Origin of the sequence: Paractinoplanes deccanensis (assembly GCF_016862115.1) — a bacterium.
GTDB classification, from domain to species: domain Bacteria; phylum Actinomycetota; class Actinomycetes; order Mycobacteriales; family Micromonosporaceae; genus Actinoplanes; species Actinoplanes deccanensis.
In genome coordinates this window covers 1-18248 of sequence record NZ_BOMI01000181.1, presented here as the reverse complement: position 1 = coordinate 18248, position 18248 = coordinate 1, and the positions used below count along the sequence as shown (strand labels likewise).

The 18248-nt window shown below is 71.7% G+C and carries 18 protein-coding genes; 12 read left to right on the top strand and 6 right to left on the bottom strand.

Annotated elements, in window-relative coordinates; genetic code table 11:
- The first annotated feature begins 2 nt into the window (after positions 1–2).
- The 9 genes from Ade02nite_RS42865 to Ade02nite_RS42825 all read left to right on the top strand — a co-directional run bounded on the left by Ade02nite_RS42865 (position 3) and on the right by Ade02nite_RS42825 (position 6827).
- A complete protein-coding gene (locus Ade02nite_RS42865; RefSeq protein ID WP_203776712.1) occupies positions 3–218 on the top strand; it encodes a hypothetical protein in 216 nt (71 codons plus the stop codon).
- Between the two features lie 18 nt (positions 219–236).
- Positions 237–725 (top strand): hypothetical protein, encoded by a 489-nt coding sequence (locus tag Ade02nite_RS42860; RefSeq protein WP_203776710.1) that lies wholly within the window; start codon positions 237–239, stop codon positions 723–725.
- A 115-nt stretch (positions 726–840) separates the two neighbouring features.
- Positions 841–1293, top strand: a complete 453-nt coding sequence (locus Ade02nite_RS42855; RefSeq protein WP_239169459.1) for a lamin tail domain-containing protein — start codon at positions 841–843, stop codon at positions 1291–1293.
- 162 nt (positions 1294–1455) lie between these two features.
- Positions 1456–2067, top strand: a complete 612-nt coding sequence (locus Ade02nite_RS42850) for an ATP-dependent Clp protease proteolytic subunit (RefSeq protein WP_203776708.1) — start codon at positions 1456–1458, stop codon at positions 2065–2067.
- A gap of 120 nt (positions 2068–2187) precedes the next feature.
- Entirely contained in the window at positions 2188–2811 is a 624-nt protein-coding gene (locus Ade02nite_RS42845) for a hypothetical protein (protein ID WP_203776706.1), read from the top strand.
- A gap of 279 nt (positions 2812–3090) precedes the next feature.
- A complete protein-coding gene (ddaH, locus tag Ade02nite_RS42840) occupies positions 3091–3897 on the top strand; it encodes a dimethylargininase (protein WP_203776704.1) in 807 nt (268 codons plus the stop codon).
- Entirely contained in the window at positions 3894–5117 is a 1224-nt protein-coding gene (gene rocD, locus Ade02nite_RS42835; RefSeq protein WP_203776702.1) for an ornithine--oxo-acid transaminase, read from the top strand. Before ddaH ends, rocD begins: the two co-directional genes overlap by 4 nt.
- 82 nt (positions 5118–5199) lie before the next feature.
- Complete coding sequence (locus tag Ade02nite_RS42830; RefSeq protein ID WP_203776695.1) at positions 5200–5769, top strand: RNA polymerase sigma factor; 570 nt, start codon at positions 5200–5202, stop codon at positions 5767–5769.
- Between the two features lie 2 nt (positions 5770–5771).
- The gene (locus Ade02nite_RS42825; RefSeq protein WP_203776693.1) at positions 5772–6827 is read left to right on the top strand and encodes a hypothetical protein; all 1056 of its coding nucleotides are present in this window, start codon (positions 5772–5774) and stop codon (positions 6825–6827) included.
- On the opposite strand, the gene Ade02nite_RS42820 is transcribed toward Ade02nite_RS42825, so the two are convergent.
- Positions 6824–7897, bottom strand: coding sequence for an epoxide hydrolase family protein (locus tag Ade02nite_RS42820; RefSeq protein WP_203776691.1), 1074 nt, complete (start codon positions 7895–7897; stop codon positions 6824–6826). The genes Ade02nite_RS42825 and Ade02nite_RS42820 overlap by 4 nt on opposite strands.
- A gap of 77 nt (positions 7898–7974) precedes the next feature.
- Between Ade02nite_RS42820 and Ade02nite_RS42815 the strand changes: the two genes are divergently transcribed.
- Positions 7975–8445: a MarR family winged helix-turn-helix transcriptional regulator gene (locus Ade02nite_RS42815; RefSeq protein WP_203776689.1), complete on the top strand. Its 471-nt coding sequence runs from the start codon at positions 7975–7977 to the stop codon at positions 8443–8445.
- Here Ade02nite_RS42815 and Ade02nite_RS42810 read toward each other — a convergent pair.
- A complete protein-coding gene (locus tag Ade02nite_RS42810) occupies positions 8425–11916 on the bottom strand; it encodes an SIR2 family protein (protein ID WP_203776681.1) in 3492 nt (1163 codons plus the stop codon). The genes Ade02nite_RS42815 and Ade02nite_RS42810 overlap by 21 nt on opposite strands.
- A 66-nt stretch (positions 11917–11982) precedes the next feature.
- Complete coding sequence (locus Ade02nite_RS42805; protein WP_203776679.1) at positions 11983–13134, bottom strand: FHA domain-containing protein; 1152 nt, start codon at positions 13132–13134, stop codon at positions 11983–11985.
- Positions 13135–13284: 150 nt separating this feature from the next.
- Between Ade02nite_RS42805 and Ade02nite_RS42800 the strand changes: the two genes are divergently transcribed.
- A complete protein-coding gene (locus tag Ade02nite_RS42800) occupies positions 13285–14076 on the top strand; it encodes a hypothetical protein (RefSeq protein WP_203776677.1) in 792 nt (263 codons plus the stop codon).
- A gap of 90 nt (positions 14077–14166) precedes the next feature.
- Positions 14167–14955, top strand: a complete 789-nt coding sequence (locus tag Ade02nite_RS42795) for a hypothetical protein (RefSeq protein ID WP_203776675.1) — start codon at positions 14167–14169, stop codon at positions 14953–14955.
- Here the strand turns inward: Ade02nite_RS42795 and Ade02nite_RS42790 are convergent.
- The 3 genes from Ade02nite_RS42790 to Ade02nite_RS42780 all read right to left on the bottom strand — a co-directional run.
- Complete coding sequence (locus Ade02nite_RS42790; protein ID WP_203776673.1) at positions 14941–16008, bottom strand: 1-acyl-sn-glycerol-3-phosphate acyltransferase; 1068 nt, start codon at positions 16006–16008, stop codon at positions 14941–14943. The genes Ade02nite_RS42795 and Ade02nite_RS42790 overlap by 15 nt on opposite strands.
- Positions 16008–16880, bottom strand: a complete 873-nt coding sequence (locus Ade02nite_RS42785) for a patatin-like phospholipase family protein (RefSeq protein WP_203776664.1) — start codon at positions 16878–16880, stop codon at positions 16008–16010. Before Ade02nite_RS42785 ends, Ade02nite_RS42790 begins: the two co-directional genes overlap by 1 nt.
- 56 nt (positions 16881–16936) lie before the next feature.
- Positions 16937–18248: glycosyl hydrolase family 18 protein (locus tag Ade02nite_RS42780; RefSeq protein WP_203776655.1), on the bottom strand; the 1312-nt coding region annotated here is incomplete at its 5' end.

The window sequence follows — 18248 nt, the reverse complement described above, 5'->3', positions numbered from 1 at the left end:
CGATGCTCTGCTGGTTCTGTGCCGAGTCCGCCCGCGCCGCGTGCCGCTTCTGCGGCCGCGGCGTCTGCGCCGACCACGCCCGGTTCGGCCCGTACATCCTTCAGGTGAGCCGCTCGGAGAGCCGGCGCCGGGTGGAGGCGCTGGTGGTGGACGACGCGGTGCAGTGCGGCTCGTGCCGGCCGCGGCCACACGCGGTGGCGATGCCCGAACTGGACTGACGGGCCTATCCTGCGGTAATGGCGAAGTTCGGCGGCGACGACCTGGGCCCGTGGTCCGAGTTCGGCACGGTGGCCGGCATGGTGGTGTCGCGCAACGGTGACGACCTGTCCTCCTCGAGCGGCCTCGGCGACAACCCCGACCTCGACGGCCTGCCCGCCGTCACGGGCTTCGGCGGCGCGCCCCTGGCCGGTCCGGAGGTCGCCGAGGCGGTGCGCGAGCTGGCTCCGCACCCCGTGCCGGACGGCTACGACAACCGCGTCGACGCGGACGGCGACGGCCTCGACGACGACGCCACCTACCGGGGCCGCGCCGACGGCGGCGTCGAGATCCTGGTCGACCTGAACGGCGACGGCCGCACCGACTTCATCGGCGCCGACACCGACCTCGACAACCGCGTCGACTTCGCCGGCTACGACAAGGACCACGACGGCGACTTCGACAAGCGCATGTACGACGACGACGGCGACGGCTACCTCGACCGTTCGGTCTGGACCGAAGGCAGCTGATCGCCCACCGCCCGGCCGGAAAGAGTCGGCTGTTCAGCCGAGCGGTCTTCGCGGCCGTGGCCCGTTGAGCACGAGAGCATCGTCCTGGTCCGTTCTCGAGGGAAGGCTCATCACGGTGAACAAGAGGTTCCTGGTCGCGGCTTCGGTCGCGGCGTCACTGCTGGGTATCGCTGTCGCCACGCCGGCGCAGGCGGCCGAGGCGCCGGTGTACTTCAGCCGGATCTACTACGACTCGCCGGGCTCGGACACCCGCAGCAACGCCAGCCTGAACGCCGAGTGGTTCCGACTCACCAACAGCACGAAGAAGTCGATCCAGCTGAAGAACTTCACGGTCCGGGACGCGGCGAACCACGTCTACAAGTTCGGCGCCTACACGCTGGCGCCGGGCAAGTCGGTGACCGTGCACACCGGCAAGGGAACGGCGGGCAAGCCGTCCGCCCAGGACCGCTACTGGGGCTCGGGCAACTACATCTGGAACAACACCGGCGACACCGCGACCCTGCGCAACCCGTCCGGCAAGATCATCAACTCGTGCAAGTTCGGCAAGGGCGTGGCGACCAACTGCTGAGCGCGGGCGGTGCCGCCTGTCGGCGAGGCGACGGCGTTCCGCCCTGAGCGGATTCGCCTACAGGGGAATCGCTGGGAGGCCGGGCCCTCCTGGGTAAAGCTTTAAGGCGTCGAACGGCCGGTCGAGTGACGGGCCCCCAGACGGATGCGAGAGGGTGTTGTCATGAGTGTTGACGAGTTGATTATGCGGGCCGGCGGCGCATCCTTCGACGACCAGGTGTTCGAGCGGCTCCTGCGCGAGCGGATCATCTTCCTCGGCAGCGAGGTCAATGACGAGGTGACCAACCGCATCTGCGCCCAGTTGCTGCTGCTCGCCTCCGCCGACAGCGAGCGCGACATCGCGCTGTACATCAACTCGCCGGGCGGTTCCATCAGCGCCGGCATGGCGGTGTACGACACGATGCAGTACATCAAGAACGACGTGGCGACGATCGCCATGGGCATGGCGGCCTCGATGGGCCAGTTCCTGCTCTGCGCCGGCACCCCCGGCAAGCGCTACGCGCTGCCGCACGCCCGGATCATGATGCACCAGCTCTCCGGCGGCATCGGCGGCACCGCGGCCGACATCGCCATCCAGGCCGAGAGCATGCTGCACATCAAGCAGACGATGAACGAGCGCATCGCCTTCCACACCGGCCACACCCCGGAGGAGATCGAGCGCGACTCCGACCGCGACCGCTGGTTCACCGCCGACCAGGCCCGCGAGTACGGCATCATCGACCACGTGATCAGCCGGGCCAACCAGGTGAACGCGAGCGGCGCTCCGATCTCCTGACCCCGGGTCCCACCTGCGCCGACACGGGCACGCGGCTGGACGCCGCGTGCCCGTTGTGTGTTTTCGGGGAGTGCTGGGTACAGCGAAGGCATCCCCCGAAACCGTCAAGGAGGTGCTGACGTGAGGATCCCGACGTTCTCCCGCCAGTCCACGACCGATACCACGGAGACTCCCGCCCCGCCGGCCACGACCCGCACCACGGACACCGCCCCGGTGCAGCCGCGGCGTGATCCCGACGCGACGGCGGACCTGTCGAAGACGGAGGAGCGCCGGCTCGGTCCCCCGCCGCCGCCTCCCTCGGTGGGCCGTCCCACCGGCAGCGCGGTCGTCGACCGGACGCCGCCGAAGCGCGAGACCACCCTCGAGAAGGAGCGCGACACCGAGGCGATCCCCGTCGCACCGGCCGCTCCCGCCGGGCCGAAGCCGCGCGCCAGCCTGCTGGCCACCCTCGGCCTGATCATGGGCGTGGCGTCGCTGCTGCTGGTCCTCTCCGGGCCGCTGCTCGGCTACGGCATCGGCGTCGCCGGTCTGGCGCTGGTCCTCTCGCTGGCCGGCATCCACGCCACCGGCAAACGCCACGTGGCCGGCAAGACCGACGCCCTGCTCGGCATGATCTTCTCGCTCGGCGCGATCGTGCTCGGCGTCCTGGCCCTCACCGGCTCGCTCGGCTGGCTCGGCACCGACGTCCAGCCCGTGAACAATTTTCGCGATTGGCTGGACGCGCGGTTTGTGGACCGCTTCTAGCGGGTAGTTGATGTTCGCGGCCGACGACGGGGTCGGGCGCAACCCCCTCGGAACCGGGACGGGTCACCACCCCTCCCGCCCCGAACAGCCCGGCGGTTCGCCGGCACCATTCACCCTGCGTGGGCGGCCTGGTTCAGGCCGCCCACGAGGTGTTTCCGGGCCTCGGAGGGCCCCCGCGCAACGAATCTTCGCCTCGACGCGTTAGCACGCAATGATCGAAAGCCGCGCGCATGGTTGAACCAGGGCATCGTGCGGCCTCGCGGCTCTACCGTTTCCTCCATGACCACCACGGCCTCGCCGCGCCGCTACCTCATGTGCCGGCCCACCCACTTCGCCGTCACGTACCGGATCAATCCGTGGATGGATCCCACGGCGCCGTACGACAACGCCCTCGCCGTCCGCCAGTGGGAAGACCTCCGGCAGACCTACCTCGACCTCGGGCACACCGTCGAGCTGATCGACCCGCTTCCCGGCCTGCCCGACATGGTCTTCTCGGCCAACGGCGCGACAGTGGTCGACGGCCGGGTGCTCGCCGTGCAGTTCCGCGACGCCGAGCGGGCCGACGAGGCCCCGGCGTATGCTGCCTGGTTCCGTGAGCGCGGGTTCACCGTGATCGAGCCGAAGCACACGAACGAGGGCGAGGGCGACATCCTGCTCGCCGGCGACGTGCTGCTCGCCGGCACGGGCTTCCGCACCTCGCACGCCTCGCACGCCGAGACGCAGGAGGCCCTGCACCGCCCGGTGATCACCCTCCAGCTCGTCGACCCGGCGTACTACCACCTGGACACGGCGCTCTGCGTGCTCGACGACACCAACGTCGCGTACTACCCGCCCGCCTTCTCCCCGGGCTCGCAGGCCGTGCTGCGGCAGCTCTACCCGCACGCGGTGATCGCCGACGCGGAGGACGCCGCCGTTCTCGGCCTCAACGCGGTCAGCGACGGCCGTACCGTGGTCCTGGCCGAGCAGGCAAAGAACCTCGGCGCCGCGCTGCGCGCCGCCGGCTACCAGACCGTGGGGGTCGACGTCTCCGAGCTCCGCAAGGCGGGCGGCGGCCCCAAGTGCTGCACCCTGGAGGTCCGCGCATGACAACCGTCGACCAGCGCACGCCCGGTGAGCTCGCCGAGGCCGAGCGGTACACCGCGCACAACTACCACCCGCTGCCCGTGGTGGTCGCCGAGGGCGAGGGCGCCTGGGTCACCGACGTCGACGGCCGCCGCTACCTCGACTTCCTCGCCGGCTACTCGGCGCTCAACTTCGGCCACCGGCACCCGGCCCTGATCGCCGCCGCGCACGCGCAGCTCGACCGGGTCACGCTGACCAGCCGGGCCTTCGTGCACGACCAGTTCGCCGCCTTCTGCCGCTCGCTCGCCGAGCTGTGCGGCAAGGAGCTGGTGCTGCCGATGAACACCGGCGCCGAGGCCGTCGAGACCGCGATCAAGGTCGCCCGCAAGTGGGGCTACCGCGTCAAGGGCGTGGCCGACGAGCGCGCCGAGATCATCGTGGCGGCCGACAACTTCCACGGCCGTACGACCACGATCGTCAGCTTTTCCACCGACCCGGACGCCCGGGCCGACTTCGGGCCGTACACCCCCGGCTTCGTCGTGGTGCCCTACGGCGACCTCGAGGCGCTCGCCGCGGCGATCACGCCGCACACGGTCGGCGTGCTGATGGAGCCGATCCAGGGCGAGGCCGGCGTGCTCGTGCCGCCGACCGGCTACTTCGCGGGCGTCCGCGAGCTCTGCACGGCGAACAACGTGCTGATGATCGCCGACGAGATCCAGTCCGGGCTCGGCCGCACCGGCCGCACCTTCGCGATCGAGCACGAGGGCGTCGTCCCCGACATGTACGTGCTGGGCAAGGCCCTCGGCGGCGGCATCGTGCCGGTCTCCGCCGTGGCCGCCGACCGCGACGTGCTCGGCGTCCTCAAGCCGGGCGAGCACGGCTCCACCTTCGGCGGCAACCCGCTGGCCTGCGCGGTCGGCGCCGAGGTCGTGCGCCTGCTCGCGCCGGGCGATTTCCAGAGGCGCTCCGCCGAGCTGGGCGAGCGGCTGCACGCGCGCCTCGGCGAGCTCGTCGGCCGCGGCCTGATCGCGGTGCGTGGCCGGGGCCTGTGGGCGGGCGTCGACATCGACCCGGCCCTGATGACCGGCCGCCGAGCCTGCGAACTGCTCGCCGACCGCGGCGTCCTGGCCAAGGACACGCACGGCTCCACGATCCGGCTGGCGCCCCCGCTGGTCGTCACCGCCGACGAGATCGACCACGCGGTCGCCCAGCTGGCCGCGATCCTCAGCGAGGCCACCGCCTGACACACCCGGGCGGCCGCCCGCCGGCGGCCGCCCGCTGCTCGTGCGGATACCGTGTCACGAAACACGCCGGCCCGGACATGGGATGAACGTGAGTCCCGGTATCGAACGCGAGGAACGTTTCCGGCACGTCTACAACGCGAACTTCGAGGCCCTCCTGGCGTACGCCCTGCGCCGCGTCGAGCAGCCGCCGGACGCCGCGGACGTGGTCGCCGAGACCTTCCTGATCGCATGGCGCCGCGCCGACGACATGCCCTCCGGCGACGAGATCAGGCTCTGGCTGTACGGGGTGGCCCGGCGCGTCCTCGCCAATCACCACCGCGGCGGTGTCCGCCGGGCCCGGCTCGGTGACCTCCTGCGGCAGCGGCTCACCCCGCCGGCCGCGGCCGACCCCAGCACCGAGGTCCCCGAACGGCTTGCGGTGCGGGCCGCCCTCGCCCGGCTCGGCCCGATCGACCGGGAAGTCCTCACCCTCACCGCGTGGGAGGGGCTCAAGCCGCGCGAGGCGGCGACGGTCCTGGGCGTGAGCCCCGAGACCGTCCGCACCCGGCTTTCCCGGGCGCGGGCGAAGATGCGCGACCTCCTCGGTCACGACAGGCGTGCGGCCGGACATGTGCTCGACGTCCTGACCGTACCGAGCCCCGAGGAGGCCTGATCATGTCCGGCGAAGAGCTCGACCGCCTTGTCCACGACGCCGATCCGTACCGGCGCGACGTGATCTGCGGCCTCGACGGGGCCGAGCACGCTCTCCTGGAGGAGATCATGTCCGAGCCCGTCCGCAGAACGCCACGATGGCGCGGTCTCGCCGCCGCGGTGGCCGCCGCTGCCGCCGTCACGGGCGTCCTCGTGGCGTCGGCCGTCGTCCGCGATCGGCCGGAGACCGGCCGGGCCGCCCCAGTCCCGGCCCAGGAGGCCCCCGCGCCCCTCGAGTTCGCGGCCGCCGTGCGCCGGGCCGCCGAGAAGAATCCCCGCCTCCTGATCGACCAGCCCGGCTGGAAGGTCACCCACGTCTACGGCTTTGCCGAGAAGGACGGGACCATCGCCTTCCAGGACGGCGGCGGCCGCGGGCTCGAGATGAACTGGTATCCCGCCGACCAGTACAACGGTTACTACAAGGACCGGCTCGCGGTCAGCCCGCCCGTGGCCACGAGGGTCGACGGCTGGGCGGGCGCGCGCTTCACGTACAGCAACAGCGACTTCGCCATCATGCTCGAACCCCGCGACGGCGTCTTCGCCGAGCTGCGCAGCGCCGGCGGCGCCTGGACCCTGACGAGCCTCGGCGAGGTGGTCGCCGACATCAAGCGCGTCGACGTGGACACCTGGCTCAAGGCCCTCCCGCCCGAGATCGTCACGCCGGGCAAGGAGGACGAGGCCGCCAAGAAGATCCTCGCCGACGTGCCGGTGCCACCCGGCTTCGACGTCGCCGCCCTCAAAGGCTTCGGCACCAACGACCCCTACCAGTTCGGCGCCCAGGTGACCGGACGCGTCGCCTGCGCCTGGATCGCCGAGTGGAGGCGCGCCGAGCAGGCCGGCGACGACCCGGCGCGGCAGAAGGCCACGGACGCCCTGCGCGGCAGCCACCAGTGGAAGGTCCTCCACGACATGAACGACGAGGGCGACTACCCCGAGGTGCTCTGGGAGTACGCCGACCGCACCGTCGCCGGCAACCCGCCCTCGGCGGAGGAAGTCGATCAGGGCCTCGGCTGCTCCTAGAAGCGCAGGAAGAACGCACGGACGTCCTCGGCGAACAGGTCCGGCACCTCCATCGCGGCGAAGTGGCCGCCGCGGGCGAACTCCGACCAGTGCCGCACGTCGTACAGCCGCTCGGCCAGTGGCCGGACCGACTGCGTGATGTCGTGCGCGAACACCGCCACCCCGAGCGGCACCCGGCAGGGAAGTCGGCTTCCCCGCGGGGTGTCGTGGTGGAAGCGGCCCGAGGAGGCCGCGGTCGCGGTCAGCCAGTAGAGCGAGATGTCGGTGAGCATGCGGTCGTCGCCGACCGGCGTGGCCGGGTCGGTCCACTGGGCGAACCGCTCGGCGATCCACACCAGCTGCCCGACCGGCGAGTCGGTCAGTGCATAGCCGATGGTCTGCGGCGTGAGGGCCTGCAGGGCTTGGTACGGCGGCCGGTTCGCCATCAGCCGCCGTACCTTGTCCAGCCGCGCCTCGTCCGCCGCGGACAGCTCGACCTCGGGGTCCGGCCGGGTCGGCAGATAGTTGACGTGCACCGCGACGACCCGCTCGGGCGCCACCGCGCCGAGCGCCAGGGAGATGCCCGCCCCGAAGTCGCCGCCCTGCGCGCCGTAGCGCTCGTATCCGAGGCGGCGCATCAGCTCGTCCCAGGCCCGCGCGACCCGGGCGGCGTCCCAGCCCCGCTCGTGGGTCGGCCCCGAGAAGCCGAATCCCGGGATGGACGGGATCACCAGGTGGAAGTCCCGGGACAGCGGCTCGATCACGTCCAGGAACTCCAGGAACGACCCGGGCCAGCCGTGGGTGAGCACCAGCGCGAGCGCGCCCGGCTTCGGCGACCGGACGTGGACGAAGTGGATGTTCTGGCCCTCGATCTCGGTGGTGAAGTGCGGCAGCTTGTTGAGCTCGGCCTCGTGCGCGCGCCAGTCGTAGCCGGTGCGCCAGTATTCGGCCAGCTCCTGGAGCCGCCCCAGCGGGAAGCCGTAGTCCCAGCCGGCGCCGTCGACCTCGTTGGGCCACCGCGTCCGGGCGAGGCGGCCGGCCAGGTCGTCGAGGTCGGCCTGAGGGATGTCGATGCGGAACGGCTCGATCATTGTTTGTCCCTCTAACGTTTGTGCTCCGAACGGTAACACGAACGTTAGTGCCCCGAACGATCCGTTAGGCTTGTCACATGGAGAACCCGTCCCTCGGCGGGTGGCAGGCCTTGCCCAGCTGGCTGCTCACCCAGACCGCCGCCCACGCCCACCGCCTCGTGGCCGAGGGCTTCGCGGCCGTCCAGGCCCGCGGCTACCACTACCGCCTGCTGGCGACGCTGGAGGAGCTCGGCCCGGCCAGCCAGGCCACCCTGGGCCGCAGCAGCGGCATCCACCTCAGCGACATGGTCGCCACCATCAACGAGCTCGCCGACGCCGGCCTGGTCGAACGCGCCCCCGACCCCACCGACCGCCGCCGCAACGTCATCTCGCTCACCCCGGCGGGCAAGCGCCGGCTGCGCCGCCTGGAGAAGCGCCTGGCCACGACTCAGGACGAATTGCTGGCCCCGCTGTCACCCGAGGAACGCCGGCAGCTGACCGACCTGCTCGCCAAGCTGCTCGACCACCACAACCGGTCGGCGGGAGGCTCACCAATCAGCCGCGGCTGAGAACCCCAGACGCAGTGCCTCGTTGCGGATGATCGTGAAATCGCCGGGCGCCGCACCGTCCCTCACCGCCAGCGCCACCCGGGGGACGTCCTCCCAGATCGGCGGGGTGGTGCCCGTCAGCAGATGAGCGAGAAGCCGCGCGAACAGCTCCGGCTCCCGGGCGAGCCGGTCGCCGGGCCAGTCGTGGAGGGTGTGGCGCTCGGTGATCCCGGCCCGGTGCGCGGTGGCCAGGGTGACGCCCTCGCCCAGCGAGCCGGCCAGGTGGGGCACCCAGGTCGCCAGCGCGGACGCCTCAGCGAAGGTCAGCGGAGCGGGAACGCTTTCGAGCCGGCGCTGCCAGTATCGCCTCATCCACCGGCGCCACTGCTCGTCGACGGCGTCCGGCGTGAGATCGCCGAGCAGGTCGGCCACGCTGCTCATCCACGCGGTCCGCTGCCGCTCGCCGGCGCGAGCGGTGAACGCCTCCACCCAGGTGAGCGGATCTGCCGGGCCGCGAAGCGCGATGACGGCGAGGTGCATCGGCAGGGCGCGGCTCAGGTCGTCCGGCAACCGGTCCGCGAGCTCGATCGCGTCGAGGTAGTCGCCGCGCAGCCCCGCTTCGAACAGGTCGAACGCGATGCGGCTGGTGCCGAGGTACCCGCTCCAAGCTCGGACCGCTCGTTCCTCGTCCGCCCAAGCCATCATCGGCAGCAGCACCCGCTCGCACCAGGGCCGGTCGGCCGCGGCGAGAAACGCCAAGTGACCGGCGAGGACCGGCTGAGCGAGCTGCTCCGGTCCACGAGAGTCACCCACCATGGTCTCCAGGGGCAGCCGAAGGTGCGGCGGCAGACCGGTCCAGGCATCACCGGCGGCGGTCCAGTCCTCGGAGACGGCGTGAAGCCAGAACTCCGCGATCCGTCCGGCCGGCCGGTTGATCGCCAGAGACGGCCAATCCCGGCCGTCGTCCGGTGGGCCGACCGGCCCGAGCACGTCCCAGACCGCACCGGCGAGTTCCCGGGCCCCGGGTACGAGGTGCCACTTCGTCGCGTTCCCCGAGGCGGTGGTGCCGGCGAGCAGGAGACGAGAGACGCTGTCGGCCACCGCTTCGAGGTCGAGGCTCCGGAGGCGCCGCAGGACGCCGGCGCGGATCGGCGGCTCCAGCGAGGCAGCCGACCAGCCGTCGATCACGGCGGAGACGATGCCGGCCGGAAGCGATGCGCCAAGGTCGAGGATCGCGAACCCGTCGGCGGGGTGATCGTGCACCGTGGCAGCGAGCACGCGCACCGCGTCGTCCCAGCCGGGACCGTCGAACGGGACCTCGACGTGCTCATAACGCCGTAGCTCCGACACCGCGGCCGCCGGATCCGCCGCGATGCGCTCGTGCAACTCCTCGACGGTCATCGGCGGCTGGTCCGGCACCACCATGAACTCGACTCGTGACCGCAGTTGCTCGGGATGGTCGCGCGGCTCGAAGCGCGGATACCTCGCGAGGATCTCGTCGAGCGCCGCCCGCGCCGACGGCAGCCCCGGCACCGACCGAAGAATCCAGGTGAGAGCGTTGAAGCGCAGATAGGCGACGTGGCTCTCGTCGTCGCCCGCGACCGGCAGCGTCCGGACGTCGGACACCAGCGCTTCCACCTCGTCGGCCGAAGCCGCCGGCAGCGTCTCCCGGATGAGCCGGAACAACTCGGGACGCACCTGGTGATCGAAGAGCCATCCGGTCGAGCGGAGCCAGGCCAGCTTGGCGGTGGCGTTGACGTCGGTGCGGTGAGTCCAGCCGTGCAGGGCCAGCCGTCGCAGGATCAGCACGCCGGACGCCGCCCAGGCGTCGAGGTAGCCGGGACCGGACGGCGCCCCGGCCGTCAGCAACGCCTCGACGCAGTCCCGGGCCGCGTCGATGAGGACGTCCGCGGCCTCCCGGTACCGATCCCCTTGATCGTCCTCGATGGCGTACCTGCCGAACGACACCGGGTCCCACCCTGGTCGCGCCGCCCCGGCAAGCGTCAGGAGCTCGGAGATCCGCCGCAATTGGCGGTCGGCGATCGTCAGGACGTCCACCGCCGTCGCGTCCAGGGCCGGCCGGAAGACGCCGGCCCAGGCCTCATCGAGATGGTGGAGGGATCCTCGGAGAACCACCTCGAAGGAGGGCTTCGTCCCCGCGTACAAGGGTCGCTGTCGCAAGCGGGGTTCGGTCAGGTGCTGCAACAGCAGCAGGGCCGCCGGGCGGTCGGCCGGTGCCGCCGACTTGAGCAGGGCGTATTCGAGCCAGTGGGTGTCGGCCTCGCCGGCGTGCTCGAGCAGGAGGGCCAGCCACGGGCCGAGCCAGTCCGGGCGGGACCCGGGACGACGATGCAGATGCTGTCCCAGGGCGCCACAGAGCACCGGAGCCAACTGTCCGCCGCCGTCGTGCAGGATCGACAGCGCCTGCGCCGAACGCGCTTCGTCCATGACGAAACGCCCGACATACCAGTGGGCGAGGAGGACGGTGCACTGGTCGAACGGGGCGTCGGAGCGGAACATGGCCTGGAACTGAGGGCGTTGCGCGGCCCAGCTCAGCCACGCCGGGTCGTCGGCGAGCTCGGTGAAGAACCGCGTCCGGTTCTGATCGCCGAGGGCATCCTCCAGGTACGAGACGTCCTCGGGAACGAGCGACGGCGCCGCGCCGACCAGCCCGGCGATCCGCTGTCGATGGTCGAGCAAGCCCATGGACGTCAACGCGGCCCACCCGTCCAGCGCGTCGGCGAGCGCGGCGTGCGACCGGCCGACGACCTCGTAGGTGATCGGGACGACCTTGTAGGTCTTCCAGACGTCGAGGTCCGCCTGGTCGGTCAACGCGTAGCGAGGGCGTCGCGTGCCCCCGATCCCCCGGGCGATGAGGCGCATGACGGTGTCGCTGTGGCTGTAGCCGATGAAGAGCACCGTGTATTCGGCGAACATGCGCTCGACGAACCGGGCGGCCCAGGCGTCGGTCAGGTAGGCGCGGCCCAGGTCGCCCTCCGTGGCGATCAGATGCCGCGGTTCCTGCGTCAGGTCGCCGTGCAGGTACACCACGCCGGTGAAGTCGTCGCCCATCGGCACCGCCGGGCCGCGGTACTCGGTGAACGACACCCCGCGCTCCCGCAGCGCCGTGGACAGGTGCAGGTCGTAATTGGTGGTCACGATCCGCACCGGCTCGCCCGACGAGGCGAGCCGGGCGATCGCCCTGTGCAGCGCGTTGGGCCGCGAGGCCGGATCGCCGATGATCGTCTTGATGATCCGGTGGACGTCGCCGCCGCGATCCTCGATCCGGCCCAGCAGCACGTCGGGCTGGTGCAGCTCCGCCTTGTCGAAGTCGTGGTGCGTAGCGGTCGCGACCCGCTCGGTCAGGGCACCGAACATCGGCAGGCCGGACGGCGGGTCGGCCGAAGCGCCGGCACCGACGAACAGCACCACCTTGCCCCGGCGAAACTCGTCGAGCAGGACGGCCGGGACATCAACCTCACGGATCCACATCGCCGCCAAGGCTACGAGAGCACAGCGCCTACGGCGTGCACGACGCCCCGCCAGGCGCCGCCGGGGTCAGCGCTCGAACTTGCGCAGCGCCATCGTCGGGGCCTCGGCCATGACGGACTGGGGCTGGACGACGCCGCCGGTGGCCCACATGCCGGCTCGGCCCACGTGGACGTTGGCGTAGAGCTCCACCACGTCCTCGGGGCCCAGCGTGCGGGTCTCGTTGCGGCGCAGGGTGAGACGGGCGTCGTCGTCCGCGGAGCCGGCGGGGCGGACGCCGCTGCCGTTCGTGCTCACGTCCTGGACCGTCAGGGTGCCGTCGGGGCGGAGGGTGAACTTCACGTGGCCCCGGCTGATCCACTTGCGGGCGTCGTCGGTGAGCCACTGGCCGAGCATGACGCCGCCGCCCTCGGGGGCGCGGCCGACCACCACGGGCTCGTCGGTGGAGACCACGAACCGGCGGCGGATCACGCCGTCGATGCGCACCGACAGGACCTCGACCGCGGCCCGCTGGCCGGCGTCGCGCAGGCGCGCGCCGTGCCGGGGGCAGGTCGGCACGCCGCCTCGCAGTGCCGGCGGCGGCTGGGAGACCGGGCTGGTGAAGGTGCGCATGTCGGCGAAGAAGCTGTCGGAGTCGCCGCCGGTGCCGTAGCTCGTGCAGTTGGGCTCGGGGCAGCTCCACACGCGGGCCAGCAGCCGCTCGCCCAGCTGGGAGCGCTCCGGCGGCCTCGGCGGCTCCTCGCGGCCGACCCGGGGCATCAGCACCGTGGTGCCGCCCTCGCCGGAGACCGCGGCCAGCAGGCGGCCGGGCTCGTCGACCCACGGGTAGCGCTCGCGTTCGCGGTCGGCGCGGCTGCGGGTGAGCACGGGCACGCCGAGCAGGTCGGCCACCTCGAAGACGCGGCCGTCGAGCTGGGGCACCACCTCGACCTTGCCGTCGTCGGCCCAGCGGCGGATGACCATTCGCTCGTTCGAGGTCAGATCGGTGTCGGATAGCAGACCCCGCGGCACGACCACGTAGACCGGGACGTTTTCCTCGGCGAAGCGCAGCCCGAGCGCGTCGAGCACCAGGCCCAGCCGCACTGAGCTGGCCGGACGTCCGCCGTCAAGATCCGCGTACCGCACGATCTCGGACATGTCGACCACCGCGCGCGCGAGGGCGGGGTCGGTGGTGAGGCGGGCCTCGATGGCGTCGAGGACCTTGCTGACCTCGAATCTCACGGGTCCTCCCGAGGGTTCGCGCGGTTTCTGCCACGGCAATCATGCCGCGTGCCGTCCGGAGGCGGGCGTCACACCCCCTGGGCTACCGTGTGGGCCGTCCTTTCGAGCATCGACACAATTGATATTGACACATCGACGGGGAGCCACCTCATGACGATTCGACGCCCGGCCGTGGCCGGCCTCGCGCTCGGCGCGATCCTGCTTGCCGGTGGGTGCGGCAGTGACGACTCCGGCAATTCCTCCAGCGGTACGCAGACCAGCGCCGCGCCGGTCGCGACCACCACCACCGCCGCGGCCGCCGGTCCCGCCGAGGAGCTCCAGGCGGCGTACGCGAAGTTCGCCGACACCCCGGTGAAGTTCAAGCTCACCTCGATCGGGGGCATCGGCGGCACCGGCGCGATCGACGCGAAGGCCCGCACGTCCGAGTTCACCACCGACATGGGCTCCTCCGGCAGCATGCTGACCCGGCAGGTCGGCAACGACCTCTACGTCAAGGCCGAGGGGCAGCTCGCCTCGGCGGTCGGCGGCGCCGAGGGCAAGTGGATGCACATCGACGTGTCGCACGTGCCGGACAGCAGCCCGATCAGCGCGAAGAACACCGACCCGGCCGGCACCGCCAAGCTGATCACCACGGCGTCCGGGCTGACGAAGACCGGCGAGCACGCGTTCAAGGGCACGGTCGACGTGACCAAGTCGCCGTCGATGAACGCCGCCGCGCTCAAGGCGCTCGGCGCCAAGGCCAAGGCCGTGCCGTTCACCGCCGAGACCGACGATCAGGGCAACCTCACCAAGTTCTCGATGAACCTGGAGTCGATCGCGCCGGGCGCGGGCGAGACCACTGCCACCTACTCCGACTGGGGCGCCCCGGTCGACGTGCAGGCGCCGCCCGCCGCGGAGGTCGTCGACATGCCGGCGAAGTTCCGCAAGGCCATGGGGGCCTGAGCGGGTCTCGTTTGTCCGCAACGGCCTCCGGGCATTGATGTCGGTGTCGCCGGCGTCACTCTTCAGGCCGGCCGGGCAGGAGGGATGGACATGCGGACACCACGGCTCGCGGGGCTGGGACTCGCGGCGACCGCCACGGCGGCGCTGGCGCTGGCCGGTTGCGCGAACGGCGATGCGACACCCGCCGCGAGCGCCCCGGCGCCCGCCACCGGTTCGAGCGCGCCGGCGAGCGCGAGCGCGGCCGATCCGAACGCTGTCGCGGCGCTGACCAAGGCGACGGAGCAGCTCGGCACGACCAGCTTCAAGGTCACGGCGACCTCCGGGCAGGGCTTCAAGCTGACCGGCGCCATCGACCCGGCGAAGGGCGTCGGCACCGCCGACCTCAGCGCCACCGGCACCAACGCCGACCTCAACATCAAGACGCTGCTGATCGAGCAGGACCTGTACCTCCAGGTGCCGGGCTTCACCAAGGCCGGCACGTGGACCCACGTCGACGTGGCCCGGCTGCCCGAGGGTGCCAACGTCGGCCTGCGCCCGGGCCAGATCGACCCGGTCAACACGTCGAACCTGCTCGGCTCGGCCACCGACGTGCGGGCGACCGGCACGAACACGTACGCGGGCTCGCTCGACGTCACCAAGGCGGCCGGCCTCGCCGGCGTCTCGCAGGTGACCGTCGACGGCACCCAGGCGCAGAAGGTGCCCTTCACCGCCCAGCTGGACGACCAGGGCCGTCTCTCCACGCTGACCATCGAGATCGCGAACGCGCAGCCGCTCGAGGTGCGCTACAGCGACTACGGGACGCCGGTGACCGCGGCCCGGCCCGCCGCCTCCGAGATCACCGAGGCGCCGGACAGCCTGTACCAGTCACTCGGTAGCTGACGTCGCGTTCCGCCTCGCGCTCCAGTCCGTGCTCAGCGGGCGGAACGCGGGGCGGTTCTCGTCGATCCAGGCGTCGATCCGCTCCCACCAGTCGTAGAGCCAGGCGACCCGCTCCTCCTCGCCCCGCGGGACCTCCTCCGGCGGGACGCTCCAGAAGCGCATCACGAGCCGCTTGTCCATCGGCAGCTCCTGCCAGATGTCCGCCACCGTGACCATGCGGTCGAGGCCGGTGTGCGCGACGAAGATGACGCCGGCGTCCGGCGCCGCGTCGATCGCCGAGAAGAGGCCGCCGGGTTTCGGCGGCAGCACGTGCCGCAGCTGCTCGGCCCGGTCGGCCACGTCGGCGAGGCCGCGGGCGCGCAGCCGGGCGATCGCGCTGGTGCGCCGGCGCGGCGTGAAGTTGCCGCCCTCCGGGAAGATCACGAAGGCGTCGTTCTCGTCGAGGCCGGTCGCCAGCTCGCTGATCTGCTGCTCCAGCGTGGTGGTACCGGTGCGGCCCGGCGAGATGAAGCGGTTGGGCAGGCGGTTGAGCAGCACGTCGACCGCGGGATCCCACTGGAGCGCGGCCTTCAGCACGATGCGCGGCTCGCGGTCGAACCAGTTGACCAGGGCGTGGATCAGGATGAACGAGTCGCCGGGGCCGGCGTGCCGGCTCACCACGATCTCGGGGCGGCCGGGGACCGCCGTGTCCGGGTCGGTGCCGACCACGTCGACGGTGAGGTGCAGCGCCCAGCGCGCCACCCAGAACAGCACGCGCAGGAAGCCGCCGGTCACCTCGTAGTGGCGGCGCTGGAACTCCGGCGTCCGGATGTGGCGGCCGAACCCGGACCAGACCCAGAGCACCGCCAGCACGAGGAGCGCCGCGGCGTCCCAGCACAGGTAGAGGACGCCGAGCAGGACCAGCCGGGGCACGCGCAGGTGGCCGGGCACCAACGGCGAGGCGACCAGGCCGAGGAAGAGCCAGAGCGGCAGCGTGGTGACCAGCGCGAGGGCGAGCAGGACGACGGCGGGCGCGATGACCAGGCGGCGTATCCAGACCGGGGGCAGCGGCATCAGGAGCGCCCGCCAGGGTCGGCGGGCGGCGCGGCGGGCAGGGGGTTGACGTTGGCGGCGAGGTAGCGCCGGGAGGCCGTGTAGGCGCGGCTGATCCGGCGGCCCACGGCGGCCATGTCCCGGTAGGCCCAGGGGCTGTCGTCGCGGCGCTCGCCTCCGCCGCTGGGCAGGACGTGCACCCGTACATCGTCGGGCAGGAACGCAAGGTCGCGCGCGAACCTGTGCCGGCGGGCGATCTCGAACGCCACCTGCGCCACCTCCCAGGGCCGTCGTGGCACGGTGAGCGGGCGCTCCACCCGGCCCACCTGGAGCACGAAGATCAGCTTGGCGCCGACCCGGACGGCCTCGCCGATCGGGATCGAGTTGACGATCCCACCGTCCACATAGTGCTCTCCCGCGATCTCCATCGGGGGCAGCAGGCCCGGCACCGCCGAGGAGGCGAGCACCGCGTCGACCAGCGGGCCGCTGTCGAACCAGTGCTCGGCGGCCCGTTCGATGCTCGCGGCGCAGCAGCGGAACGGCACCTTGAGATCGGCGAAGGTGGCGCCGTCGCCGAGCTCGCTCTCGAGCAGCCGGCGCAGGGGCATGGGCGAGTGCAGGTGGGTACGGGCGGCGAACCGGCGCAGCTGGCGGCCGATCGAGTCGCCGTACACGGTGGCGGCCTCGGGTGACGTCCAGAGCCGCACGAGCCGGTCGGTGACGGCCTCGCTCGGGTCGGAGGCGACCAGGGCGCCGTTGACCGCGCCGATCGAGGTGCCGACCACCACGTCGGGCCGATAGCCGGCTCGGAAGAGCGCGCGCAGCATGCCGACCTCGACCGCGCCGAGCACCCCGCCACCACCGAGCACGAAAGCCACCGGACCGTCGACCATGCGTTCATGGTGGCACGCGGCCCGCAGATGCCGGCCACGTGCCACCGTGAGCGTCGTTACTGGTTCTTGAGGTAGGCGCCGTTCTGGTTCTGGAACTCGTAGCCGGCGAACTTGTCCCAGTTGATGGACCAGGTCATGAGCCCGCGGAAGTCGGGGTTGGTGCCGCTGCGCGGCGTGTACGAACCGCAGTTCGCGCCCTTGACGAGGCAGCCGACGGCCTGCTGGACGGCCGCCGGGGCGACATATCCGTTACCGGCGTTGACCGAGGCCGGAGCGCCGAAACCGACCTGGTCCTCGCGCAGGGCCGGGAAGACGTTCGCGGTGTTGCCGGCCACCGGGAAACCGGCGAGCAGCATGTCGGTCATCGCGATGTGGAAATCGGCGCCGCCCATCGAGTGGTACTGATTGTCGAGGCCCATGATGGAGCCGGAGTTGTAGTCCTGCACGTGCAGGATCGTGAGGTCGTTGCGCAGGGCGTGGATGACCGGCAGATACGAGCCGGCACGCGGGTCCTGGCCGCCCCACGGGCCCGAGCCGTAATACTGGTAGCCGAGCTGCACGAAGAAGGTCTCCGGCGCCATGGTGAGCACGAAATTGGCGCCGTACCGGGCCTTGAGGCTCTTGAGCGCCGAGATGAGATTGACGATGACCGGCGTCGTCGGGTTCTTGAAATCGGTGTCGCCCGTGTTCAGCGAGAGCGAGTGCCCCTCGAAGTCCACGTCGACGCCGTCCAGGCCGTACCGGTCGATGATCGCGCTGACCGAGCTGACGAACTTGTCGCGGGCCGCGGTGGTGGTGAGCTGCACCTGGCCGTTGGCGCCGCCGATCGAGAGCAGCACCTTCTTGCCGGCGGCGCGCTTGGCCCGGATGGCGGCGATGAACTCCGCCTCGGACTCGACGCCGGGGCACTCGGTGGCCGGGCAGAGCGTGAAGCGGATGTCGCCGGAGGTGGCCGTGGTGGGCTCGCCGAAGGCCAGGTTGATGATGTCCCAGTTGCCGGGGACGTCGGCCATGCGCAGGTAGCCGGAGCCGTTGGCGAAGCTGGCGTGCAGATAGCCGATGAGCGCCCGCTTGGGGATGCCGGTGGCCGGGGGCTGCGTCGTGGGCGGGGTGGTCGGCGGCGTCGTCGGTGGTGTCGTGGGCGGGGTGGTCGGCGGAGTCGTGGGCGGGGTGGTCGTGGGCGGCGTGGTCGGGGTCGTGCCGCCGCAGACGCCGCCGTCGATCCAGACGTCCCACTGGCCGCTGTGGGTCGCGGGCGACTCGTTCTGCGTCCACCACTTGGCGGTGTAGTTGCGGCCGTTCTGCGAGGCCACGTTGTCCTTGACGTACGTCTGCGTCGCGGACCAGGCGGGGGCGCACGCGGCAGCC